Here is a 19855-nt window from a genome sequence, read left to right as displayed (position 1 = left end):
GATGGCAAATTGGCTTGCATTATCGAATTTGCTCGGGGTGTACACCTCGGAGCCGCTGTCGATTGCGCTCGAAGGAGACGGGGCGCTGACGAAGCTGGCTTGGGAATGCGAGATTCCGCCCTCCTGCCGGGCTGCGGTCCAGACCTCCCTCTCCCCGGATCAGGGCCGGACCTGGAGCGATTGGAAAACGTGCGTGAACGGCGGCGGCATTCCGGATATCGAAGCCGGGACGCCCCTTCGCGAAGCGATGCTGCGGTACCGGGTCATCCTGCAGTCCGGACGCCATGGCGTCACGCCTTCTTTCCGGTCCATCTCCTTCCGGCTGGAGCCGGTTGTCGTGTTCGACAATAAGGGAGATGTGAGCTGCTCCCCGGAGATTTGGATTACGAAGGAAGGCAGCGGAGAGTTCGCCATCGTGAACACGTCGCAGGGAGACGCCGCTTTTCGCTTCGAGCAGCTGCTGGATGAGGAGACAGTGTATGTGAATAATGATCGGCAGCATATCGAGACCAGTCTGGTGAACACGTACCGCTACAGCGGGTTCAACGACGGGTATTTGTCGCTGCCGCCCGGAAGGAATGTGCTGGAGGTGCGCGGGAACGCCGCGTTCCAATTCCGCTATCAATTCCGGAGAATTCAATAAAGGAGGCGATGATGATTGCTGGGCGATATTGATTATCTCAAGAAGCCGTACCGGCCGCAGCTGTTCCTCGCCAAGCCGAACGGCAGCGTCATCAGCAAGATCAGCGAAGCGTATGACATCAGCCAGAACATCTCGCTGTCCTCCGTGAACGAGCTGACCTTCAAAATTCCGCTCTACCTGGACGTGAACCACCGGCTCGTGCCGAACAAAAATATCGGCCTGCTCCGCGAACGGTATCATATCCGGGTGACGCTCGGATCGAAAAGCGAATGGTATATGATTCACTCGATCGAGGATAGCGGACAGGACGACAGGCTGTACCGGCAAGTCGCCTGCTTCGCTCTTCCTTATGAGCTGAGCGACAAATCGATTCAGGATTACAGCGTCGAGTCGTATCATGCCGAGCAGGTGCTGACGGAACTGCTGCATAACACGATCTGGAATATCGGCTATCTCGATGCCGACTTCAAGCTGACGTACCGCGCCTTCGAGTTCGGGAACACGACGGTGCTGGATGCGGTCTATCAAGTGGCCGAGACCTACAATGCGGTCGTCCAATGGGACACGAACCGGCGAACCGTGTCGCTGCTCAAGCCGGAGCTGTTCGGGGTCAACAGGGGTCTTTCTTTTTCCTATGGAAAATACTTGAAGTCGATCGGCAAGGAAGCGAGAGCGGATGAGATGGTCACCCGGTTGAAGGCGTTCGGACAGGACGGGCTTACGATTCAAAAGGTCAACCCGACGGGGCAGAATTACATCGAGAATTTCAATTATTTTCTGTATCCGTTCGAACGGGATGAGCAGCGGCAGGTGATCCGCCACAGCCAGTACATGTCCGACGAATTATGCCATGCGCTGCTCGATTATGAGGAGCTGGTGGAGAGCAGGCGGGACAAGTTCCGGGAATTGCTGGCCGAACGCAAAAAAATTGAAGACAGTCTGAACGAACGTAGCGTTGAGCTGGATAAGCTGAAAAAAAACGAAGCGGTCATTACCGACACGATGATTTCGCAGCAGTTCGAGCAGAAGATGTTTTTCGAGAAGTATACGCATCGCGGCAGCAGCTCGCGAAGCTTCGCGCTAAATCCGGAATATCCGTACGCCGTCCTGTGCAAGGTCAGCCAAGGGGGCGTCACGGTCTCGCTCGACGGCGCGGATCAAGCCGCGGCTCCGGACCGGTGGATGCTGCTCGGCAAGCGGCATCATGCGCACCAGGCGGTCGTCGAGGTGCGGGGCGGCGCCGAGGCCGAAGTGTTCCTCCAGGTGGCGCTCATCTCCCTCGACGAGCTGAACGGGGCGAATAACGGACCGGACATTATTGAAAAGTTCAGCCTCGATAATAAGCAAATGCAGATCGCCGCGAAGGAAATCGAGATCAAGAATGTGGAGCAGGCGTTGGACAACGTCAAGGCAAACATTGCTGAGCTGCAGAAGACGCTGTCCGCCGACAGCAATTTCGCCCCGGAGCTGCTGCAGGAGCTGAACCTGTATGTCATCGAGAGGGAGTTCAGCGATGACAAGTACATTGACGAGCAAGATCTGTATGAGGCGGCGCTCGAGAAGTTCAAGGAGCTGCAGCGCCCCCGGACGACGTTCCGCATCGACATCGTGAACTTCCTCGAGATCGTCGAGGAGCAGCATAATTGGGACAAGCTGGTCGTGGGCGATTTTGTCACGATCAAGCATGAGCGGCTTCAGCTTGAGATCGAAGCCCGCATTGCGGAGATGACTTATGACTATGAGGACGGCAATATCAGCCTGACGATCAGCAATGCCAGAGATGTATCCGATGCGCAGAAGCGGCTGGAGAAGTTCATTTACGACAGCAAGAACACGTCGATTGTCGTCGACAGCAACAAGAAGAAGTGGGGTCAGGCTGTTATCGATACATCGGACATGAGCCGGCTGTTCGACCATTTCTGGAACAAGGTCACGAACGACATCAATATGGCGTCGAATGAGTTCGTGACGCTGGATCGGAAAGGGCTGACGATTACCGACCCGAACGATCCGAACCGCTTCCTGCGGGCGACGCATGGCGCACTTGGCCTGACGCGCTCGGGCGGGCTGCGCTACGATACGGCGATTACGCCGGACGGCCTGATCGCGGAGACGGTGCTCGGCAAGATCATTCTCGGGCAGCGCGTCGTCATCGGCGATACGACCGGGGTGTTCACCATCGAGGGCTCCCGCCTCATGATCGACGACCGCTGCGGCCGGGAGGTCGTGAAGCTCGGGCTGCTGGCGGATCGTCCCGATCGGTTCGGCATGATCGTGAACCGGTACGCTTCGGGCGATTGCGGCAGCGACACGAAGGTGAACCGGGTCTCGATGACCGCGGATGACGGCTTCACGATCGAACGCATTCGCAACGGCGTGTACGAGAAGACGTTCGGCACCTCTCTGGACGGCGATCTGTTCGTCAAGGCCGGGGTCGACGATCAAGTGTTTACGATTGACAAGCAGGGGCTTGCGCTCGGTTCCTCCGTATGGTCGTCAGCACCTTTTCACGCCGATTACTTGGGGAATGTCTGGATGAACAAGCTGTTCGCGAAGGACGCCGAGATTGACAGCTCCTTGTTCAAAAACGGCCATATCGAGGGGTCCAGCCTGGTGATCGGCGAGGGCAACGATGTATTCAAGGTCTATCCGAGCCTGGGCATCTGGGCCGGGCATGATGAATTCGGGAAGGCCCCCTTCCGCGTCGACATGAAGGGCAATCTGACGGCCTACAAAGGAAAGTTCGTCGGTCCTGCGGGCCATGTGCTGATCGATACGGAAGCCGGCTACATCGATATGGACCATCTCGATATGATCAATGTGGGCAAGCTCATTCCGGAAATGATCCAGGTGAACACGATTCTGGCCGACAAGACGTATGTGAATGATCTGACGGTGAATAAGGTGAAGACGCTGCCGAAGGATGCGCGGGAAGGAGAATATGTCGACTATATCGAGATCCAGGAGCATGCGATTCAGTTCATCACCGCCAGGGTGTCGAAGAGCGAGCCGGCGCATGATTCGCGCGGCCGTCCGCTCTACTGGCAGGATGCGGACAAGAAAGTGTTGACGACGGAAAATACCGGGATTGTCGCCGACACGTACAAATTCGACAGCATCAATGTGAAGCAGAAAATTACGTTCGAGCGAGACAAGCCTGGCGGCGGCGCCCAGCCCGTACGCTATCTCGGCATCGGGGACGGCACCGGGGACGGCCACGGCGTGGCGATCGAGAAGAAGTATTCCGGCGGCTATATGCTGGAATACGGCGCCAGCGCCACGGGCAAAAAACGCAGCCTCGACTTGAAGGACGAAGGCGTGTACGTGACCGCGAAGGAGAGCGGCATCGTGCTGGACGGCCAAGACATCGAAGCGATCGCCAAAGGCGGCGCGGGCCGCTTCGGCACCGAGCGCGCTTATATTGAGATGACCGCAGACGGCAAAATGATCTTCCATGCGGTCCAGTTTGATTTTGTGAACAGTTGATTGATTGTAAAGAAGGAGTGCACCGGTTCGCGGGCGAGCCGGTTCAGCGGCGAAGGGAGGGGATGCGATGGCTGCTATCGCCTTGCATGGGGGCGCAACCGCCCCGGTCGTGAAGGATGGGCATGTGACTTATACGATACAGACTTATGAGGAGCCGTGGTGCGCGCATCGGGATCCTGACACTGGAGAGTGTGACGATCCTAGGGGCGATAAATGGCACACAACCGGATCAGGCAGCACCGGCGCGCTGATTACCGGCCGCGGTATTGCGGCGAGCTCCCGCTTCTATGTGAACGGCGTGTCTGCCGCCGTCGTCGGGGATCGGGTGAACGAAGCCTGGCAAGCCAGCCCGCCGGTTCCTTCGGATACCGCTAGGACGCGGTACATCAATATATCCCCGGGTACGTCGGGAAGCGGTCAAGGCACGATAACGGGCGGCAACGCGAAGCGGGTGTATTTGAACGGCAAGCTGATTGCCGTCCAAGGCTCAAGCGTGACGACCTGCCTCGGGAATGGGACGACGATTAGCGAAGGAAATTCATTGATCAATATGTAGGCATAAGAGCGCTTCTCTTCAATGAGAGGCGTTTTTGGGTTGCAAGGTATGCTTGCATTTCGAATTCATCGACAGAGTAAGGAGGTGATAGGATGGCCCAATTACGGACGCAGCTTGAACTGCATGATCCGGTGACCATTATTTGGCGGGAAGGCACGCCAGAGGAGCCGTACAAGGAGCATATCGATTCGCTCCCCGTCATTAACAACCAGATTACGCTGCTAGAGATTCCTTCGCAGACCGACAAGGTCCGCATCGAGGGGTTGACCGAGGTCGACCCTGAACGATTCGACAAGAAGCTGGCATTGTCGCCGCATGAATTTGTGGTCAACTATGCGAACGGAACGATTCAGTTCCATCCATCTCAGGAAGGCAAGACACTGCTGTGCAAGTATAAGGGCAGAGGCCTGATCCTCTATCCGGCTTCCCGCATCTATGCGATGGTCAGCCGGCATCCGGATGTCGTCAAGACACTGCAGGACATGATTGACGAGATGCTGCAGCGGCTGCAGGAGACGAATCTGGCCATCGAGGAGGTCAAAGAGGCCGTGGCGATGGCGAAGGAGGCGGCTCATGCGGCCGATCGGTCCGCCGACCAGGCGAACCAGGCCGCGGATGAGGCGAAGCTCGCTACCGAGCAGGCGCTGTTGGCTTACAAGTCGACGCTCCTGGTGTTCAAGCCTCCCGTGGCGGATATGAAGGAGCTGATCGCGACCTATCCGTATCCGCATATCGGCTGGACCGTGCAGACGTACAAGGATGGCAACCGCTACCGCTTCGATGGCAAGGAATGGGTGCTCATCGACATCTTCGGCCGCAGCATTCAGCCGGTGAGCGAGCATGCGGACGGCCTGATGACGGTCGCCGAGCATGTGAAGTTAAAAAGCATCCCGCTGGAAGTGAAGGACCGGGTGATGGTGTTCTGCCTTCCGAATTCCTTATATCAGGGCGTTCAGAGCGTCATTGCGAGGTTCCCTTTTCGGGGAGAACTGATCGGCGTCGAAGCGTTGTGCGGGGTAGCCGGCGAATCCGATACCGAGATTACGGTGGAAAAATCGCTGGATGGGGCGAATTGGAGCGGGATTATGTCCCATCCGGTTCGCATCAAGGCCCATCAGCATGTCGATGATCGCGGCGCCGTCATCGATAACAAGATCGTGAATGCCGGCGATATGTTCCGGCTTCATGTCGTGAAGCAAGGCGTGAACATCCAGAATGTCACGCTGCAGCTCATCGTCAAAATATAACGATAACGAGAAAAGAGGAAAAAAGATGACCAAACCGATCGTAAGCTGGTTCAACGACACGCATACTGCCCAAATTGAGGCTCCGTTTGATTTTGGCGTTATTGATGCCGGAGATCTGGGGCCGCTGCGCACGTTCAACATTTGGAACAACCGCAACGGCGAGACCGACGTCTCGAAGATGGAGGACTGCACGTTCACGACGCGCGACATGGGCGGGGGTACCGGCGATACGCCTGAAAACGACGTCGAAGCCGTCCGAAACAACTGGTTCCATGTCCAGGTGGACACCTTGGGCGAGACCGATATCGAGGAGGAGACATCGGCGGTCGGCAAAATTCGTATGAAGCCGATCGGAACGACGGGCAAGACGACAAAGGATCATGAGGGCAACCCGCTGTCGATTCCGCTGACTCCGGCCAGCCAGGAGATTCTCGGGGTCAACAATAACGGGAATCCGATGGACGCCGCCGGCAACTATGTGACCGTGACGGTGCAGCCGAAAATTCCGCTGGACGCGTCGAGCGGCCGGCAAGAGTTCAAGCTGCGCGTATCCTATCGCTATGTATAACGTTGAATAGAGCAATAATTTACACCAAGACAATGTATCCAGGCGGGGCCGATAGGGTCCCGTCTGTTTTGCTATATGGAAATATTTATCTCACAATACAATGGGAGGTTGCACATGATTTTTCATAAGAACATAACGCGTTCGCCTGTCGCCCAGTCGTTCATCTGGGTGGCGGAATATGCCGACGGCTCGCATCTCGCTGAATATAACTTCGACAACCGAAAAGCAAACAGCTTTTATCATATAGACAAAACCAAACTGATCCGGTTCGGATTGATCGGGGAAGGCTCGCAAATCTACTTCGATGTCGGCAACGGCGTCTTCACGATGAACGGCCATCGGCTGTCCTTATCCTACTCGGCCTCCTCGCGGGATTATCCGCTGACCGGGCGGACCTTCCTGTACAACGACATAATTACGTACAAAAACGCCGTCTCCGACGCCAAGCTGTTCACGGCGGGCGGGAAGGCAGGGGCCTTCTCCGACTCGATTACCCAGTACAATATCGGCTACAAAAAACAAATGCAGCTCCACGACGCCAACATCGATTTTCAATGCATTCTCTCGATTCCCTATAATGATGCGGCGTTCATGCAGATTAAAATAACGTCAGACATTGATCTGGACGGCACATTGCACATTCGCAGAAACGGCTTGCTGGTGGACGAGATGCAAGCGCCCCTGAAGGCGAAGCATGCCGGGCAAATCAATTGGACGATACGATGAGGTGATTCGATGACAAACGCAACGCATGAAGTGATCATTCCTGTCGACTTGGCAGCAGGCACGTTTACGAACACCGCCATAAAAGACGGCAAACTGCAATTGAAGGAACTCAAAAAAGACGACGAAGGAAACATCGTCTACGCTCCCTCCGGCTCCTGGGAGTCCCTGCCGATCGTCATCCAGGACCGGTTCGCCGCCTTTCAACGGATGACACAGACCGTAGACGTGAAGGGTGCGGCAGACTATAAGCTGTACATCCGATATTCTGCGGACAGCATCACCTGGACCGAATACGCAGCCATCGACACAACGGCCGGCAATCTCGACAGCGCCCCCTTTGCCAAATACGCTCAGCTCAAAATCGAATTCATCCCCGCCCTGCACGCCGCCGCCTTTACCGTAGACGACTTCACCGAGACAGCCAAATACACCAACGAATGGGTCAACTCCGACGAGGGCGTGCTGGAGCTGAAAAAGCACTATCGCTATAAGTACGAGAGGGACGAGTCTTGGAAAGACGAGGGCGTTCTTTTGAGGAAGAGAATACCGAATGGGAAGATGAAGAGGATTGATTCGTTACGAGTGGAGGGATAAGGATGCCGGTTCCAGCGACTACGGGACAATTGAGAAAACATGTAAAGGATATGGAGATTGGGGATTATATCTGTTGTTATTGGTCTTATAATACAAATAATTTTACACAAAGTGTTACAAGTATGTCTTTAAATACGCCCGGGGAGGAACTGCCGCTTGAAAACCCGACAACGAGTGGTAATTTCTATTTTATCAAAGTAGACAAAGGGTTATTGATTGCTGATAGAGTAACACAAGTCTCTGTCACTTGGAATGTGTTAAATCAGCATAAATGTATTCAAGGCAGACCAAAGGTATTTGTGAAAGGTTGGGATGGTATCAGTGATATTTCGGGAGCTATACGCTCACTTACTGGTGGCGTTGCTTATGCAGATAAAGATGGAAATAAAATTATTCCAAACGAAAATGATAGACACTCTATTTATGGCGCGTTCCCAACGAATAATGAATATGACAAGTATATAAGATTATCAAATCTGAACGGGAATAACACCTAATGATATTCATGTGTGGAACCACAATAGTCTTTTCTTTTGGTGTCAAGATACACCTGTAAATGGGATTAATTCGCTGTGGCCTGGAGTTAATTCTGATCGTCGAATTATACGAGGAGCACTCATGCATAAGGATCCTTTTTTAAATCCGTATCACTATTCTACTAAAAGTTCAGATAAAGTTACTGGTTTCCGTCCCGTGTTTGAATATAAAGGATAGAAGGTAGGTAAAGAATAAAATGGCTAAAGTTGGAGAGCAAATAAAGCACCCAGAAACCGGTTGGAAGAGATATGATGATAGTGACGGTGCAATTACCTATTTTCCGGATGCAGGTTGGGGAAAAGTAAATCATAACGACCATTACCTAGGGGCAGCTACGGGTTCATACACAAAAGAATCTCATAATAAACTTATTTTTTCATTTGTAGGTACAAAAATGAGATTAATTCTTGCACATTCAAATACTTATTCAGATAAAATTCAAATAAAAATTGACGGAAATATTGTGGAATATTTTAGTGCAAGATCACCAGCGTTTACAACTCAAATACTATCATATGAAAAGCTAGGGTTAAAATACGAACAGCATACAGTGGAGGTCGCTGTAGTAAATAAGCCAACTGATTCTGCTGGATTTGATTTTAGATTTGATGCGATAGACATTGATGATAACGGACAACTACTCCATTTTGATGAAGTTAATGATATTGCAAAATTAAGAATAGGAAAAAAAATTAGATGCCATTACAAAGCAGCACCTAACTCCTTTGGTACGTTTTCTGGGCTAGGCAAAGAAACATCGGATTTCCTTGCACCTACAACATCATCTGCTACACCAAATGGTGATTTTTATTTCATCTGTGTCGATAAGGATCATCTTGGGAGATGGAAATTGATCGCTGATCGAAATTTACAACATTCAATTTCATGGAATACCTTAAATAGTGCTGGAGTAGCAAGCGGCAGTGGATTACCTGTTCTATTGGATAAAGATTGTTTAGCCACTATAAGGTTGATAGAAGGTGGAATTGGAATCGGTAAAGATAATGAATGGGATGAATATATTGTAAATAGTAATTTAAAAGGTTTAATTAGTGCAGGTGACAATAGAGTTTGGAACTTCAAAGATATGAACTCGTGGACAAGTAGTTCTTGGCATGATTACTCAGAAATGCGCACAGTAAGAGGAGCCAGCCTTTCATATGAAAATCCGAAAGACACTAGAAGTGTAGTAGGCTTTAGACCTGTACTACTTTTAGCAGTAAAGTATATTAGAAATATTTTTGTTCACAACAACACTTATAAAACATACAACAATGGTTGGAGACCAATTTCAACAACTTTACCTTCAAAAAACACTTTTATGAATGAAGGTATGAGTGATTTATCTGTGCTGGATAGAAAAGAACAACTTGTTTCTTTTCCTATGACACCCTCTATACTGGGTGAAGGCAGACTGTTCAAAGTAAAGGTAGATTACAAGAAATACTTTGATGTTAATGGAATTGATGTGAAGTAGAATCGAATTGGTTCTACTTCTTTTTATATTGAATAACGGCTTTATATAGATGGGATGGTGAGTAACATGGCGATAGTATGGAATAATTTTACTTATGATAAAAAATATGTTGTAGATGCTCTTAATGGAGATGACGCTTCAGGAGATGGTGTTACAAAACCATATAAAACTTTGTCTAAACTGTTGCAAGTCATACCAAAGGATAAAAACAGTCTTATTAAACTGGAAGATGGCGAGTATACGTTTGGGCGAGATATATCGGATGGATTTTCAAATTGTAGAGTAACTATTTTAGGGAATAAAGCTAGAACGACTTTGAAACAAATCGTAGGATTATATTCAGGCAATAATACCGGTGGCAGTTACACTTTTACACTTGAATTTGTACAGCTACTTTTCACAATGAACGCTGCTTTAACACAATATAATCTGAACAACTATGGATTTCATTGGAATATGTATAATGTTGTAATGGCTAATATACCGTCAAATGATTATTCGGTCTTTCTGCCCGGTGGTGGATCACTCAGATTATACAATTGCATAAACATTAGCCTGACTAGAAATTTACTAAGAACTGATTGGGGAATTATTGAACTGACTAACTGTTATGGCGCGTTCACTAGTGGATACAGTACAAACAATAGCAGTTGGGATAAAAGTAATAATATAATCACGAGTACTCCTATCTATGATTCGGATTATAAGGTTCCTTATGATGAGATTGGAGTATATTATGGCGAATTTGCATGGAAAAAAAACAAGTTTTTAATTCAAACTGCAAAAGGAAAGTATCTCTCATTTGAGAATAAAATTGATAGGCTAACAGCTATTCCTAAAATGACATCAAATACAGTTCCTAGTGGACGCGCATTTGCTAAAGACGTATGGAGTTCTTCATATGATGTTTGGTACGCATTTAATCAAGCGGATGATAATGATGGTTATTGCTCTAAAAGTGGAAGTGGCGGAGTTGGATATTTGGGATATGAGTTTGTTCAACCAATTCCTATTTTTAAATATGTATTACGAAGCATGGGTAACTCTAGTGTGCTTACTACTATGCCGAAAGATTGGACTTTTGAAGGCAGTAATGATGGAGAAAGGTGGCATATTTTAGATACGCAAAAAGATCAAACATGGACTACCATAAATACAGATAAGGATTACTTCATTTACAACCCAAAATCTTTTAAAATGTACCGCTTAAATTGGACTGCCAACAATGGCCATACAGGGTATACGGGCATCAATGAACTAAAGATGTATAGTGGTGATAGTACGGTTTCGTATGTTCCCATAATTAATGAAAGATACTTTGCCAAATATGGAATGAATAAAATAACGGAAAAAACTCTTAAAAGTAATTATGGTAAGGTGCGGCTAATATCCAATAAAGAAAGCAATGCAAATGAGGGAAAAATATTTGAGCATGAAATTGATTTGAAGAAATATGAAGTGAATAAGATTATTCTGGCTAATATCGGAGGAAAGTCTTTAATTAAATCTAAAGACGGATCATATCATAGTGTCCTTGATTCAGTAGGAATTAAATATATCCCAAATGCAGACGAACAAAATTTTATTAATCATGGAATGGGCAAATCTACTGCTATAGATTTTGAAGAAGAGTTTGCTCAAAAATCATTTATTAAAATGGAGTCTTCTGTGTTGGGAGATGGAAGGTTGTTCATGCAAAAAATCGACACGTCAAAAATTCCTATCAAGAAAGTGTCAATTGAATGATGCTTTTATTTAGAAAGGAGTGATGAAATGAAATATGTTAATATAACACCTAAGTTTAATAATAATAATCAGGTCATTGATGGCGTGTCAATAATAAAGGCACAAACAAGCGATTCCGAATCCTTCCGTGTGTTTGACGGCAACCCTAATACGGGGTATAGAAGTTCAATTTTTTATCCTCCTTTCCCTGATCACTTAGGTTTATCGTTTCCAACTAAACACCTTGTAAAGAAATATTCAATTATTTTAGACAAAACTTACCTTAGTGTGAGATCATGGGAAATACATGGGAGCAATGATAATTTTGCAACTTATGATGTACTTCATGAAGTAAATGATTTCGTTATTACACCTAATAAAGTTGAAGAATTTTACTTGCCAGAAGTAATAAAATCATATATGCAGTTTAGAATTAGAGTTAAATCTAGGTATGGAAGCAATTCTTGGGGGATATATGAGTTAGCATTTTATGAGCTGCTTTATGAACAAAAGATATTGATTAAAAATAATAGTAGTTATTATAAATATGATGGTATATCATGGGAACTTTTAGGAAACTCAGTTCCAACTGAAGAAGATTACTTATTACATGGCATTAATATTGAGGATATTTCTTCAATTCCAGAGTCCGCTTGGGCTAAATTTAACGGTGAAATTGAACTCTGTTATTACACAGAGAATCAAAATAAACCTGAAGCCTCCTTTAACATCGTCACCAAACCCTTCACCCTTGCTGAAGAGTTTGATGATCAAACGATAAAAATAATCGAATATACCGATAATCCTGAGCAAGAAGATTCAACCATCACCTTAGAAACCGAACCATTCACCTTTTACGATGAGGTTGGAGACAGCTTCAATGTCCTATATTATACAGACGATCCAGATAAGACGGAAGCTGAACTTGAAATCAGCCATAATTACTCGCCGTTGGATGAGTTGGATGGAGATTTCGAATTGGTGACATGGACAATGGAGGAAGAGGCGGAGGTTCAAGAGGAGCTTAAACCAAAACTTAAAGAAAAAATTGAAGATGGAGATCTATACGGTGTAACGGTGGATTTATCAAAAGGGACTTTAAATATTAAGTGAGGCAGTCATCAAAGGGCTGTCTCTTTTATTTTGCGAAATTATTGAAAGGAGCTGATTTTGTGGCAGGTAATGCAAAACCTAATGTGCCGGATTTAGGAGATGAGGTCAAAATTGATATTACAGGCTTCAGATGCTCGTCAGTAGATACCCCTAATTATGCATCCAATGTTTCTGCGTTGCTTGATGGTATCATAAGTAAACAAGGTACTTACAATGCGGCTGGGATGTCCACTTATTATGATTCGTTTATAGATTTTTCTATAAGTAGAAACTGTAATTTGTGGGCTGTTGGTGGCAGCTATTCGGACAGTGGGGGGAGTGCTGGTAAACAAATAAAGCTGCAAAAGTCGGATGGGGAAAAGTATGAGGATGTTGGCGTCTACAATACTACAGCGACTAATAACTGGTATCTTCTATGCCCGAACTTGGAAGCAGGGAAATATAAAATTACTCCGGTAGGAAATTATGTAGCTTTCAACGAGTGGTATGCGGAAAGCATAACTCCAAATAAGAGTTTAATCCAATTAAACAATGGCGGGTATCGAACATACAGAGACACTGGATGGGAAGTCATAAGCCCTCCGGTATCTTCGCAAGTATTCGCCCAACACGGCATGACCGATCTCTCCATCATCCCGCCGGAGGCGTGGGGGGAACTAGCCCAGCTCTCTCCCACAGTCGAAATCGTGACATATGTGCCGGAGGGCAACAAGGTGAAGTCTTTCACCGAGACTTATAGGGATATCCCCCTGCGCATCGATATGAAGGCTTTGCCGTTTGAGCAGCTTGTCGTGCAGCCGAGCGATTTTGAACTGCATGGCAGTCTTCTGGCTATCATTGCCAATCAGCTTCCTGTCCATGCTTATGAGGGCCGATGCAGGTTTATTTTGTCGTTTGATGGCGGCGTGACGTGGGAAGTGTTCCGAAATGGACGATGGAAATCGGTGAATGTGGACGATATGGCGAAGGTGCGCGAGTTGGGCATGAGCTTCAAAGCGCTTGGAAAAATTAAAGAGGCTAACTTCCAAAATAAGGGCAGCCAGCTTCGGATTGGCTATTATTTGGACGATAGCATTCATCGCGAAGAGGAAGTGAAGCTGGATCATACGCGGTTGTTGGCGAGGTCTGCTCTGGACGACGTCAAGGTGAAGGACCTGTCGCTAACGCTTCTCAATACAAAGGCATCGATTGAGCTCAAGATGACGGGCAACAAGTTAACCGGCCGCTTGGATGATGCCGATAAGGGAAAAGTTCAGTACAGGGTGCTGCTGAATGATAAACCTTACTTTCCGGCCAATGGGGAGTTCACGCGCCTGGCCGCTTCTCCGGTCGATATTAATCTGTCGATCTCGGAGCGGGATATTGTGTTCAATCGGGAGAATAAGCTTCGCGTCGAATATCAGGATTATTGGGGCGAGACCGAGTCTTGGGAGACGAAGTTCATCGGCAGCTACTCCGGCTTGATGTTCATGGACGAGACGGGGAATTATTATTCCGATACGTTCGGCGGGATTCTGAAATACTTGGATTTCGATATGCTGATTGCCGGGCAGACCAGTCTGGATCAGAAGGTCGTCGTCAAAAACCAGTTGGGCTACTCGATTACGAATCTGACGTTGAAGACGGTGAATGAGTCGCTCCCGGATGGCGTCGCGATCGAGCTGTCCCGGAAGTCGAGCCCGTTCATTCCCGTCGATAGTCTGCTGTACAGTGAAGTATTGCATCATGGAGACACGGTTGAATTTTATGTCCGGATTGCCACGGAGATTGACGCCAAGCCGACGCCGGATGGCCGCTTCGAGATTCGGGCCTATGCCAATCGGATATAGACAGTCTCAATACAATGAGATTGGAAGTGATTACGATTCACGAAGATGAGAGATTACGAAACGAAATAGTAGACGAACCATCCCCTTCCAACCGCATGAGAGGGGCTTTTTATTTGTATGGCTCCGGAAGGAGCGAGGTGGAAGCCGCCCTCGTATCGGCAACCCGGGTGAGAGAGGGGATAGACGCCACGGTCTCCGCGAGGGTGCCGAGAAAGGCGGAGCTGACGATCGTCCTGGATATCAAGTACCGGGGCAATGAGGATGTGACGGCAGCGATCGAAGCGATGGCTTCCAGCTACCTGCCTGCATCGATCGAGGTTCGGCCCCATAACCGGCTCGCTGGACGGGTGGAGCTGCTGGAGACGCCGCGCAAAGACGTCAGTCTGCCTCCGGTGGCCGATTCGACGACCCGCAGCGATCCGGAGCTCGTTACGCTGAATTACGGCGATATGAAGAGCATGGTTACGGGACAGGGCAGCAATGAATCGTTCGAGTCCTTTATTCATTTCGGTCCAATGAATGAATTGCTCCCCGATGTGTACCGCTTGGAGAAGGCGACGATGAAGCTCTATTATGCCGGCGCGTTCCCGGTCGGGACGAGCATTGAGCTGCATCAGCCGCACAGCATTTGGAGAGAGCTCGGGATTACCCACGCGAACAAGCCCCACTCGGTAGAACTGCTCGCGGATGAATACACGCTTCACCCGGCAGAGCGCTGCATTGAGGTGGATGTGCTTCGCATCGTCGAGCGCTGGCTTCAGGGGGAACTGGACAACTTCGGATTTATTGTGAAAACGCAAGACGATTACGCGGTCACATTCTATACGAGGGAATCTCACAAGCCGCCCGTGCTCCAGCTCCGCTATATCCCGAACCAAGTGTACAGCATCGGCAGAAGCGCGATCGACGCCTCCGTATTCGTCTACGGCGTTGGAGGATCCGAGCGGAGAGCCAGCCTTACGGTCCATAGCGACCGCGGCGCGGACGATCGGACAGCGACGCTCTATGTGCATCAGCCTGCCGATCCGATGTTCGAATGGCAGGAAGGCTTGCTGCTCGTGTCCAGGCCGGTTCACCCGGCAGCGCTGACGGTAGCGATTCGTGAACACCCGGAGCTGGAAGCCAACTGCACGATTCGGAGAGACGGGGCAAGCGAGCGCAGGGTGATCATGGCGGCCAGCACTCCGGACAAGCCCGCTTGCATCACGGTCGATCCGAACATAAGCCTGGCTTGCTCCCTTACGGTTATGAAGAAGGAATCCGAGGGGCCGGAATCATCCATTACGGCTTCTGTCCCTGCTCTGCCTGCGTATGTGGAAGTGTCGCGATATCATAAGCATAGCGGCGATACAGCAGCCAGCCTGAGCATTCGGGATGGAAGGGATTCGGATATCGAGTCCCGGGCAATCGTATCCAAGCCGGACATGCATGCGGCGCTGACGATTCGGGCGCTGGGTGAGCGGGAGATGGCAGGCCAGATCGAGGTGCCGCACTATGAGGATCATCGCGCCTCGCTTGCGGCGTCCCGTCCAGAAGTTCCAGTCGCTCTGGATGTGAAGCATGCGTCTTCGATCGAGACCTATCTCTATGTGAAGCATGAACACACGCTGGACAGCACGCTCATGATTAAGCTGCCGTCGGAGCTGAAGGCCTTCCTTGTCGTTCACGCGATTGATGAGGTGGAGGGCGCCCTTCGGGTCAGCGTTCCGGATCTTCACGGCTATCTCGCGCCAAGGGTCATTGCGGAGGAGGACTGCCCTGCGACAGCCCTGATCCGACAGCGGGATGCGGGAGATTTGAATGGTGTCATTACCGTCGGCAGCGCAGGCGGCGCATATTATTATATTTTGTAGCAGGAACCCATATTGCGAGCCGTCCTTCACCGGATGGCTCTTTCTTTTTCTGGAGAGATGAGATGGCTGTCGATGAGTAAGGAGGGATCGGGTGTACGAAAAAATAGTGAACAGCAGTATCGGATTCATCGGCGGCTTGATGAGCTACATGTATGGGGGAGGGAGCAGCTTGCTTGAGTTTTTGGCGCTGTTGGCGCTCATGGATTACATCAGCGGCTACGCTGCCTCCGTCATGGAAGCGGCCAGAGGGATGCCGCAGGCCGGATTAAGCAGCAAGAAGGGCTTTGCCGGACTGGCCAAAAAGGGCCTGATGTTCGTTGTCGTGCTGCTCGCCCATCGCGCCGATGTGGCGCTGGAGAGCGATTTTCTCATGTACGGGGCGATATGGTTTTACATTTCCAATGAGGTGATCAGCATTGCCGAGAACTACGGGCGGATTGGGCTGCCTTTGCCGCCACAGATCAAGCAGATTATTGCGATTTTGAAAACGAGGGAACAGCAGCAGCGGCAACATGAACAGGACAATAACCAGAAAGGAAGGATGAGCAAATGAGCAGCAGAGGAACGCAGGTATGGGGCTCGGTGGCCCTGCATACCGAACCGATTGTCATTAAGGGCACGAATAACACGCTGAATTTCCAGGTGGACGGTGTCGAGTACGAGGCGAGCATTCCCCAAGGAACGTATGCGACGAGGCTGGAGCTTTTTACGTCCGAGCTGATCGAGCCCGTCAATGAAGCGCTGCGTCACGCTCAAGCGCCCGTCATCGCCAGATTGGGCGGCAACCGCCAGGACAAGCATATTTGCGTGCTTGTGCTTGAGCATACCGACACATCGGATGACCATGTTATCGATGGCTTTGGCGGAAGCGCGCGAGACGTGATCTGGGGCGAGACGGAGCACATCTCTGCCGTGCAATGACGAATTCGCCGGTGACTGTTGTCACCGGCGAGTTTTTCCAGCTGACACTGGTCCCGTCCTTAAAGTACGGATTCCCGTACTGCATCTATCTGTTTTACCAGCTTGAATCTTATAATTGACGAAACCAACAACAAAATTGACAGAATAAAACACAATACGTTGGCAATGAGAAGAGTGAATGGCATCCACACTCGAATCATATAAAAGGAATAGTTTATCAGATTGGGCCATATCGCCAGTAGTAGTACAGATGAAATTCCCAGAATCAATTTTGCGAAAAACATCAATCTTTCTTTTTTGAAATGGATTCTTTTCTTTGCGCAAATACGTTTTTTCATCGTAAGCAGGAGTACGGCCGCAGCAATAATGAGTACAGTCACGATAATCATACTTATACTGGAGATTTTATCTATGCCACCGTGGCTGAATGAAAGTTCGGGTAACGGCTCATGATGAAGAGACTTTAAGATAGCCTGAGAAATGTTGACTGTCTGGCTTCCCGGACTGTTGGATTGTACGCTAATCGCTAATTTTGTTTTTGGAAGAATGATTATATTGGAAGTGAAGCTTGGGTTTGCTCCGCTGTGGGTAATATAGGTTCCGTCCTTCGATACGATCCATCCGTAGGCGTAATACAAAGGTTTCCCCTCAAAATGCCCCACCACGATCTCATTATTAATCATGTGAGATTTCGCAATAAGACGTGCAAGCTGTTCAGGAACATCGCCTCTGCCCAATTGGGCATTCAGCCAGCGCCCCATATCCTTTGCGCAGGTAATTAAGTATCCATCCGCTAACGAACCTTGATATCTCGGGGCATCGTATTCGACCGCTCTCATAAAAAACGGCAAGTATCCCTGGGCCATATGGCCGGTTTGGTTTGCTTGATCAAGGTTGAAATAGCTGTTATTCATTCCAAGCGGGCGTAAAATTTTCTCTTGTACAACGTCTTCATACTTTTTGCCCGTTACCGTTTCAAGAATATAGGCAAGCAAGTCATATCCGATATTGGCGTACTCAAAATCTGCTCCTGGATAAAAGTCCAGCGTCATCCCCTCTGCCAAACGGGCCGTTTTTTCCAGAAGGTCATCCGAAGTTCCCTCAGGGAACCGGTTTATTGTTTTTTCGGGGAGGCCGCTCGAATGATGTATCAGCTGCTCAATGGTAATTTCGACATTTTTACCGTTGTAGTTTACGTTAAACCAGGGCACATATTTGGAGACATTATCCTCAAGCGAAAGGACACCCTCGTCCTCAAGTATCAGCATCGCCAACGCCGTAAATGCTTTTGTTGTTGAGCCAAGCTCAAATAATGTATCCTCCGTTACCGGCGTTTTTGCCCTTATATTACTGAATCCATACTGCTCATATAGGACCTCCGACCCGTTTGTCACCGTTATCGATGCTCCGGGAGCCTTATCTCCTTCCATTGCTTCCGAGATAATAGTCTGTATCTCATCCGAATGGAGCGTCTTGCTGATTTCATTTTCTGAAAATGCATGCACCGATGCTCCATTGAAATGAAGCAGTACAACGATGGTAAGAAAGAATGCAATTATTCTTTTTCCATGAAAATTAGTAATCATTTTTCCAATCCTTCCTTTCACCTACGAACAGGGCATGTTGAAGTACGTGTTTTATATTTTTCCTTCGCTAAATACAATAGACCCTTGAGTAACTCAAGGGTCAAGATGCTTATCGATATTTTGTAATCGGACGGGTAACAGGATTTCTGCAAAGTATTCATGGTGTAAATCACGATGAAGCAGGCTAAACTCATACTTAACTACTATTTCAGGGTTGCTGCAATCGCTGTGAAAAAAGGATGCGAATTGTTTTAAGTACTTTTTCATTTCTTCTTTATTGCCGTAAAACCTTGCTTTAATATACTTGCCGGCATATTGTTTGAACTCGAAATCCAACACATTGTTTTCATTTATATTATTCTTGTATTCCGGGTGAATGGAGAAGATTGCATACTCATCGTTTTCGACCATCTCTCCCTCGCTGGTTCGATAAAACATCACATAATGTTCTACATCATAGTCTCTGACTTTATCCTTGATTTCAACGTATCTCTCAAGCAAATCAGGTAATTTCATAAAATAAAGCTGTAACTCAACGTCCTCGGCTATCATTTGTTCAAAATCATAATCGTTTTTGAAATCCATAATCTCGTATAGCAGTTTTTTCAATTGCCCGGTGTATTCTTCTAACTGCTGAAGATGTTTGATCTTTTCCTGGATCGTATTTTCTTGTTTTTCAATCAATTCCACATACTTGTGAATGCTCTCTTCTTGAAAAATAAGTTTCATCTCTTTAAGCGGGGTTTCCAAATATTTTCCTACTAAAATTGATTCCAGCAGGTCTAAATGCTCTAAAGAATAATAGCGATAACCATTCGAGGGATCAACGATCGGCTTCAAAATGCCGATTCTATCATAATGTCGTAAAGTATCTAAGCTTATACCATACATTTTGCTTACTTGACCGATACTTATTTTATATTTCATTGTAATTATTCCCTTTCTTTATTCGTTTGCATGAGACCTTCTTTGTCTTATTAAGGTTAATACGATG

The 19855-nt window shown here is 48.2% G+C and carries 17 protein-coding genes; 15 read left to right on the top strand and 2 right to left on the bottom strand.

The window, feature by feature from the left end; genetic code table 11:
* Window position 1: 1 nt before the first annotated feature.
* The 15 genes from NNL35_RS25245 (at window position 2) to NNL35_RS25175 (ending at window position 17275) form a co-directional block, all read left to right on the top strand.
* Complete coding sequence (locus tag NNL35_RS25245; protein ID WP_254553848.1) at window positions 2-643, top strand: phage tail family protein; 642 nt, start codon at window positions 2-4, stop codon at window positions 641-643.
* A gap of 15 nt (window positions 644-658) precedes the next feature.
* On the top strand, window positions 659-4129 hold the full coding sequence (locus NNL35_RS25240; protein WP_006675020.1) for a phage tail spike protein: 3471 nt from the start codon (window positions 659-661) through the stop codon (window positions 4127-4129).
* A gap of 67 nt (window positions 4130-4196) precedes the next feature.
* On the top strand, window positions 4197-4685 hold the full coding sequence (locus tag NNL35_RS25235) for a hypothetical protein (RefSeq protein WP_006675019.1): 489 nt from the start codon (window positions 4197-4199) through the stop codon (window positions 4683-4685).
* Window positions 4686-4777: 92 nt separating this feature from the next.
* Window positions 4778-5932, top strand: a complete 1155-nt coding sequence (locus tag NNL35_RS25230) for a hypothetical protein (RefSeq protein ID WP_006675018.1) — start codon at window positions 4778-4780, stop codon at window positions 5930-5932.
* Between the two features lie 25 nt (window positions 5933-5957).
* Window positions 5958-6500, top strand: coding sequence for a hypothetical protein (locus NNL35_RS25225; RefSeq protein WP_006675017.1), 543 nt, complete (start codon window positions 5958-5960; stop codon window positions 6498-6500).
* Window positions 6501-6614: 114 nt separating this feature from the next.
* Window positions 6615-7226 carry a hypothetical protein gene (locus NNL35_RS25220; protein ID WP_254553847.1) on the top strand — a complete coding sequence of 204 codons (612 nt, stop codon included), beginning with the start codon at window positions 6615-6617 and terminating at the stop codon, window positions 7224-7226.
* 9 nt (window positions 7227-7235) lie between these two features.
* Entirely contained in the window at window positions 7236-7820 is a 585-nt protein-coding gene (locus NNL35_RS25215; RefSeq protein WP_006675015.1) for a hypothetical protein, read from the top strand.
* 2 nt (window positions 7821-7822) lie between these two features.
* Window positions 7823-8317 carry a hypothetical protein gene (locus tag NNL35_RS25210; protein ID WP_254553846.1) on the top strand — a complete coding sequence of 165 codons (495 nt, stop codon included), beginning with the start codon at window positions 7823-7825 and terminating at the stop codon, window positions 8315-8317.
* Between the two features lie 236 nt (window positions 8318-8553).
* A complete protein-coding gene (locus tag NNL35_RS25205; RefSeq protein WP_254553845.1) occupies window positions 8554-9834 on the top strand; it encodes a hypothetical protein in 1281 nt (426 codons plus the stop codon).
* A 66-nt stretch (window positions 9835-9900) separates the two neighbouring features.
* Window positions 9901-11580 carry a hypothetical protein gene (locus NNL35_RS25200; RefSeq protein WP_006675013.1) on the top strand — a complete coding sequence of 560 codons (1680 nt, stop codon included), beginning with the start codon at window positions 9901-9903 and terminating at the stop codon, window positions 11578-11580.
* 27 nt (window positions 11581-11607) lie between these two features.
* Window positions 11608-12672 carry a hypothetical protein gene (locus NNL35_RS25195; RefSeq protein WP_254553844.1) on the top strand — a complete coding sequence of 355 codons (1065 nt, stop codon included), beginning with the start codon at window positions 11608-11610 and terminating at the stop codon, window positions 12670-12672.
* 614 nt (window positions 12673-13286) lie between these two features.
* Entirely contained in the window at window positions 13287-14501 is a 1215-nt protein-coding gene (locus NNL35_RS25190) for a hypothetical protein (RefSeq protein ID WP_254553843.1), read from the top strand.
* 95 nt (window positions 14502-14596) lie between these two features.
* Window positions 14597-16354, top strand: a complete 1758-nt coding sequence (locus tag NNL35_RS25185; RefSeq protein WP_254553842.1) for a DNRLRE domain-containing protein — start codon at window positions 14597-14599, stop codon at window positions 16352-16354.
* Between the two features lie 91 nt (window positions 16355-16445).
* Window positions 16446-16907 (top strand): phage holin family protein, encoded by a 462-nt coding sequence (locus tag NNL35_RS25180; protein WP_006675009.1) that lies wholly within the window; start codon window positions 16446-16448, stop codon window positions 16905-16907.
* Window positions 16904-17275: a hypothetical protein gene (locus tag NNL35_RS25175; protein ID WP_006675008.1), complete on the top strand. Its 372-nt coding sequence runs from the start codon at window positions 16904-16906 to the stop codon at window positions 17273-17275. The genes NNL35_RS25180 and NNL35_RS25175 overlap by 4 nt, the downstream gene beginning before the upstream one ends.
* 59 nt (window positions 17276-17334) lie before the next feature.
* On the opposite strand, the gene NNL35_RS25170 is transcribed toward NNL35_RS25175, so the two are convergent.
* Both NNL35_RS25170 and NNL35_RS25165 read right to left on the bottom strand, forming a co-directional pair.
* Window positions 17335-18861 (bottom strand): serine hydrolase domain-containing protein, encoded by a 1527-nt coding sequence (locus NNL35_RS25170; RefSeq protein ID WP_254553841.1) that lies wholly within the window; start codon window positions 18859-18861, stop codon window positions 17335-17337.
* A gap of 93 nt (window positions 18862-18954) precedes the next feature.
* On the bottom strand, window positions 18955-19788 hold the full coding sequence (locus NNL35_RS25165; protein WP_006675006.1) for a MerR family DNA-binding transcriptional regulator: 834 nt from the start codon (window positions 19786-19788) through the stop codon (window positions 18955-18957).
* Window positions 19789-19855 lie beyond the last annotated feature (67 nt).

The organism is Paenibacillus dendritiformis, from assembly GCF_945605565.1.
Taxonomy (GTDB): domain Bacteria; phylum Bacillota; class Bacilli; order Paenibacillales; family Paenibacillaceae; genus Paenibacillus_B; species Paenibacillus_B dendritiformis_A.
The sequence above is the reverse complement of the archived record's forward strand: the minus strand, read 5'-3'. Positions and strand labels throughout refer to the sequence as shown.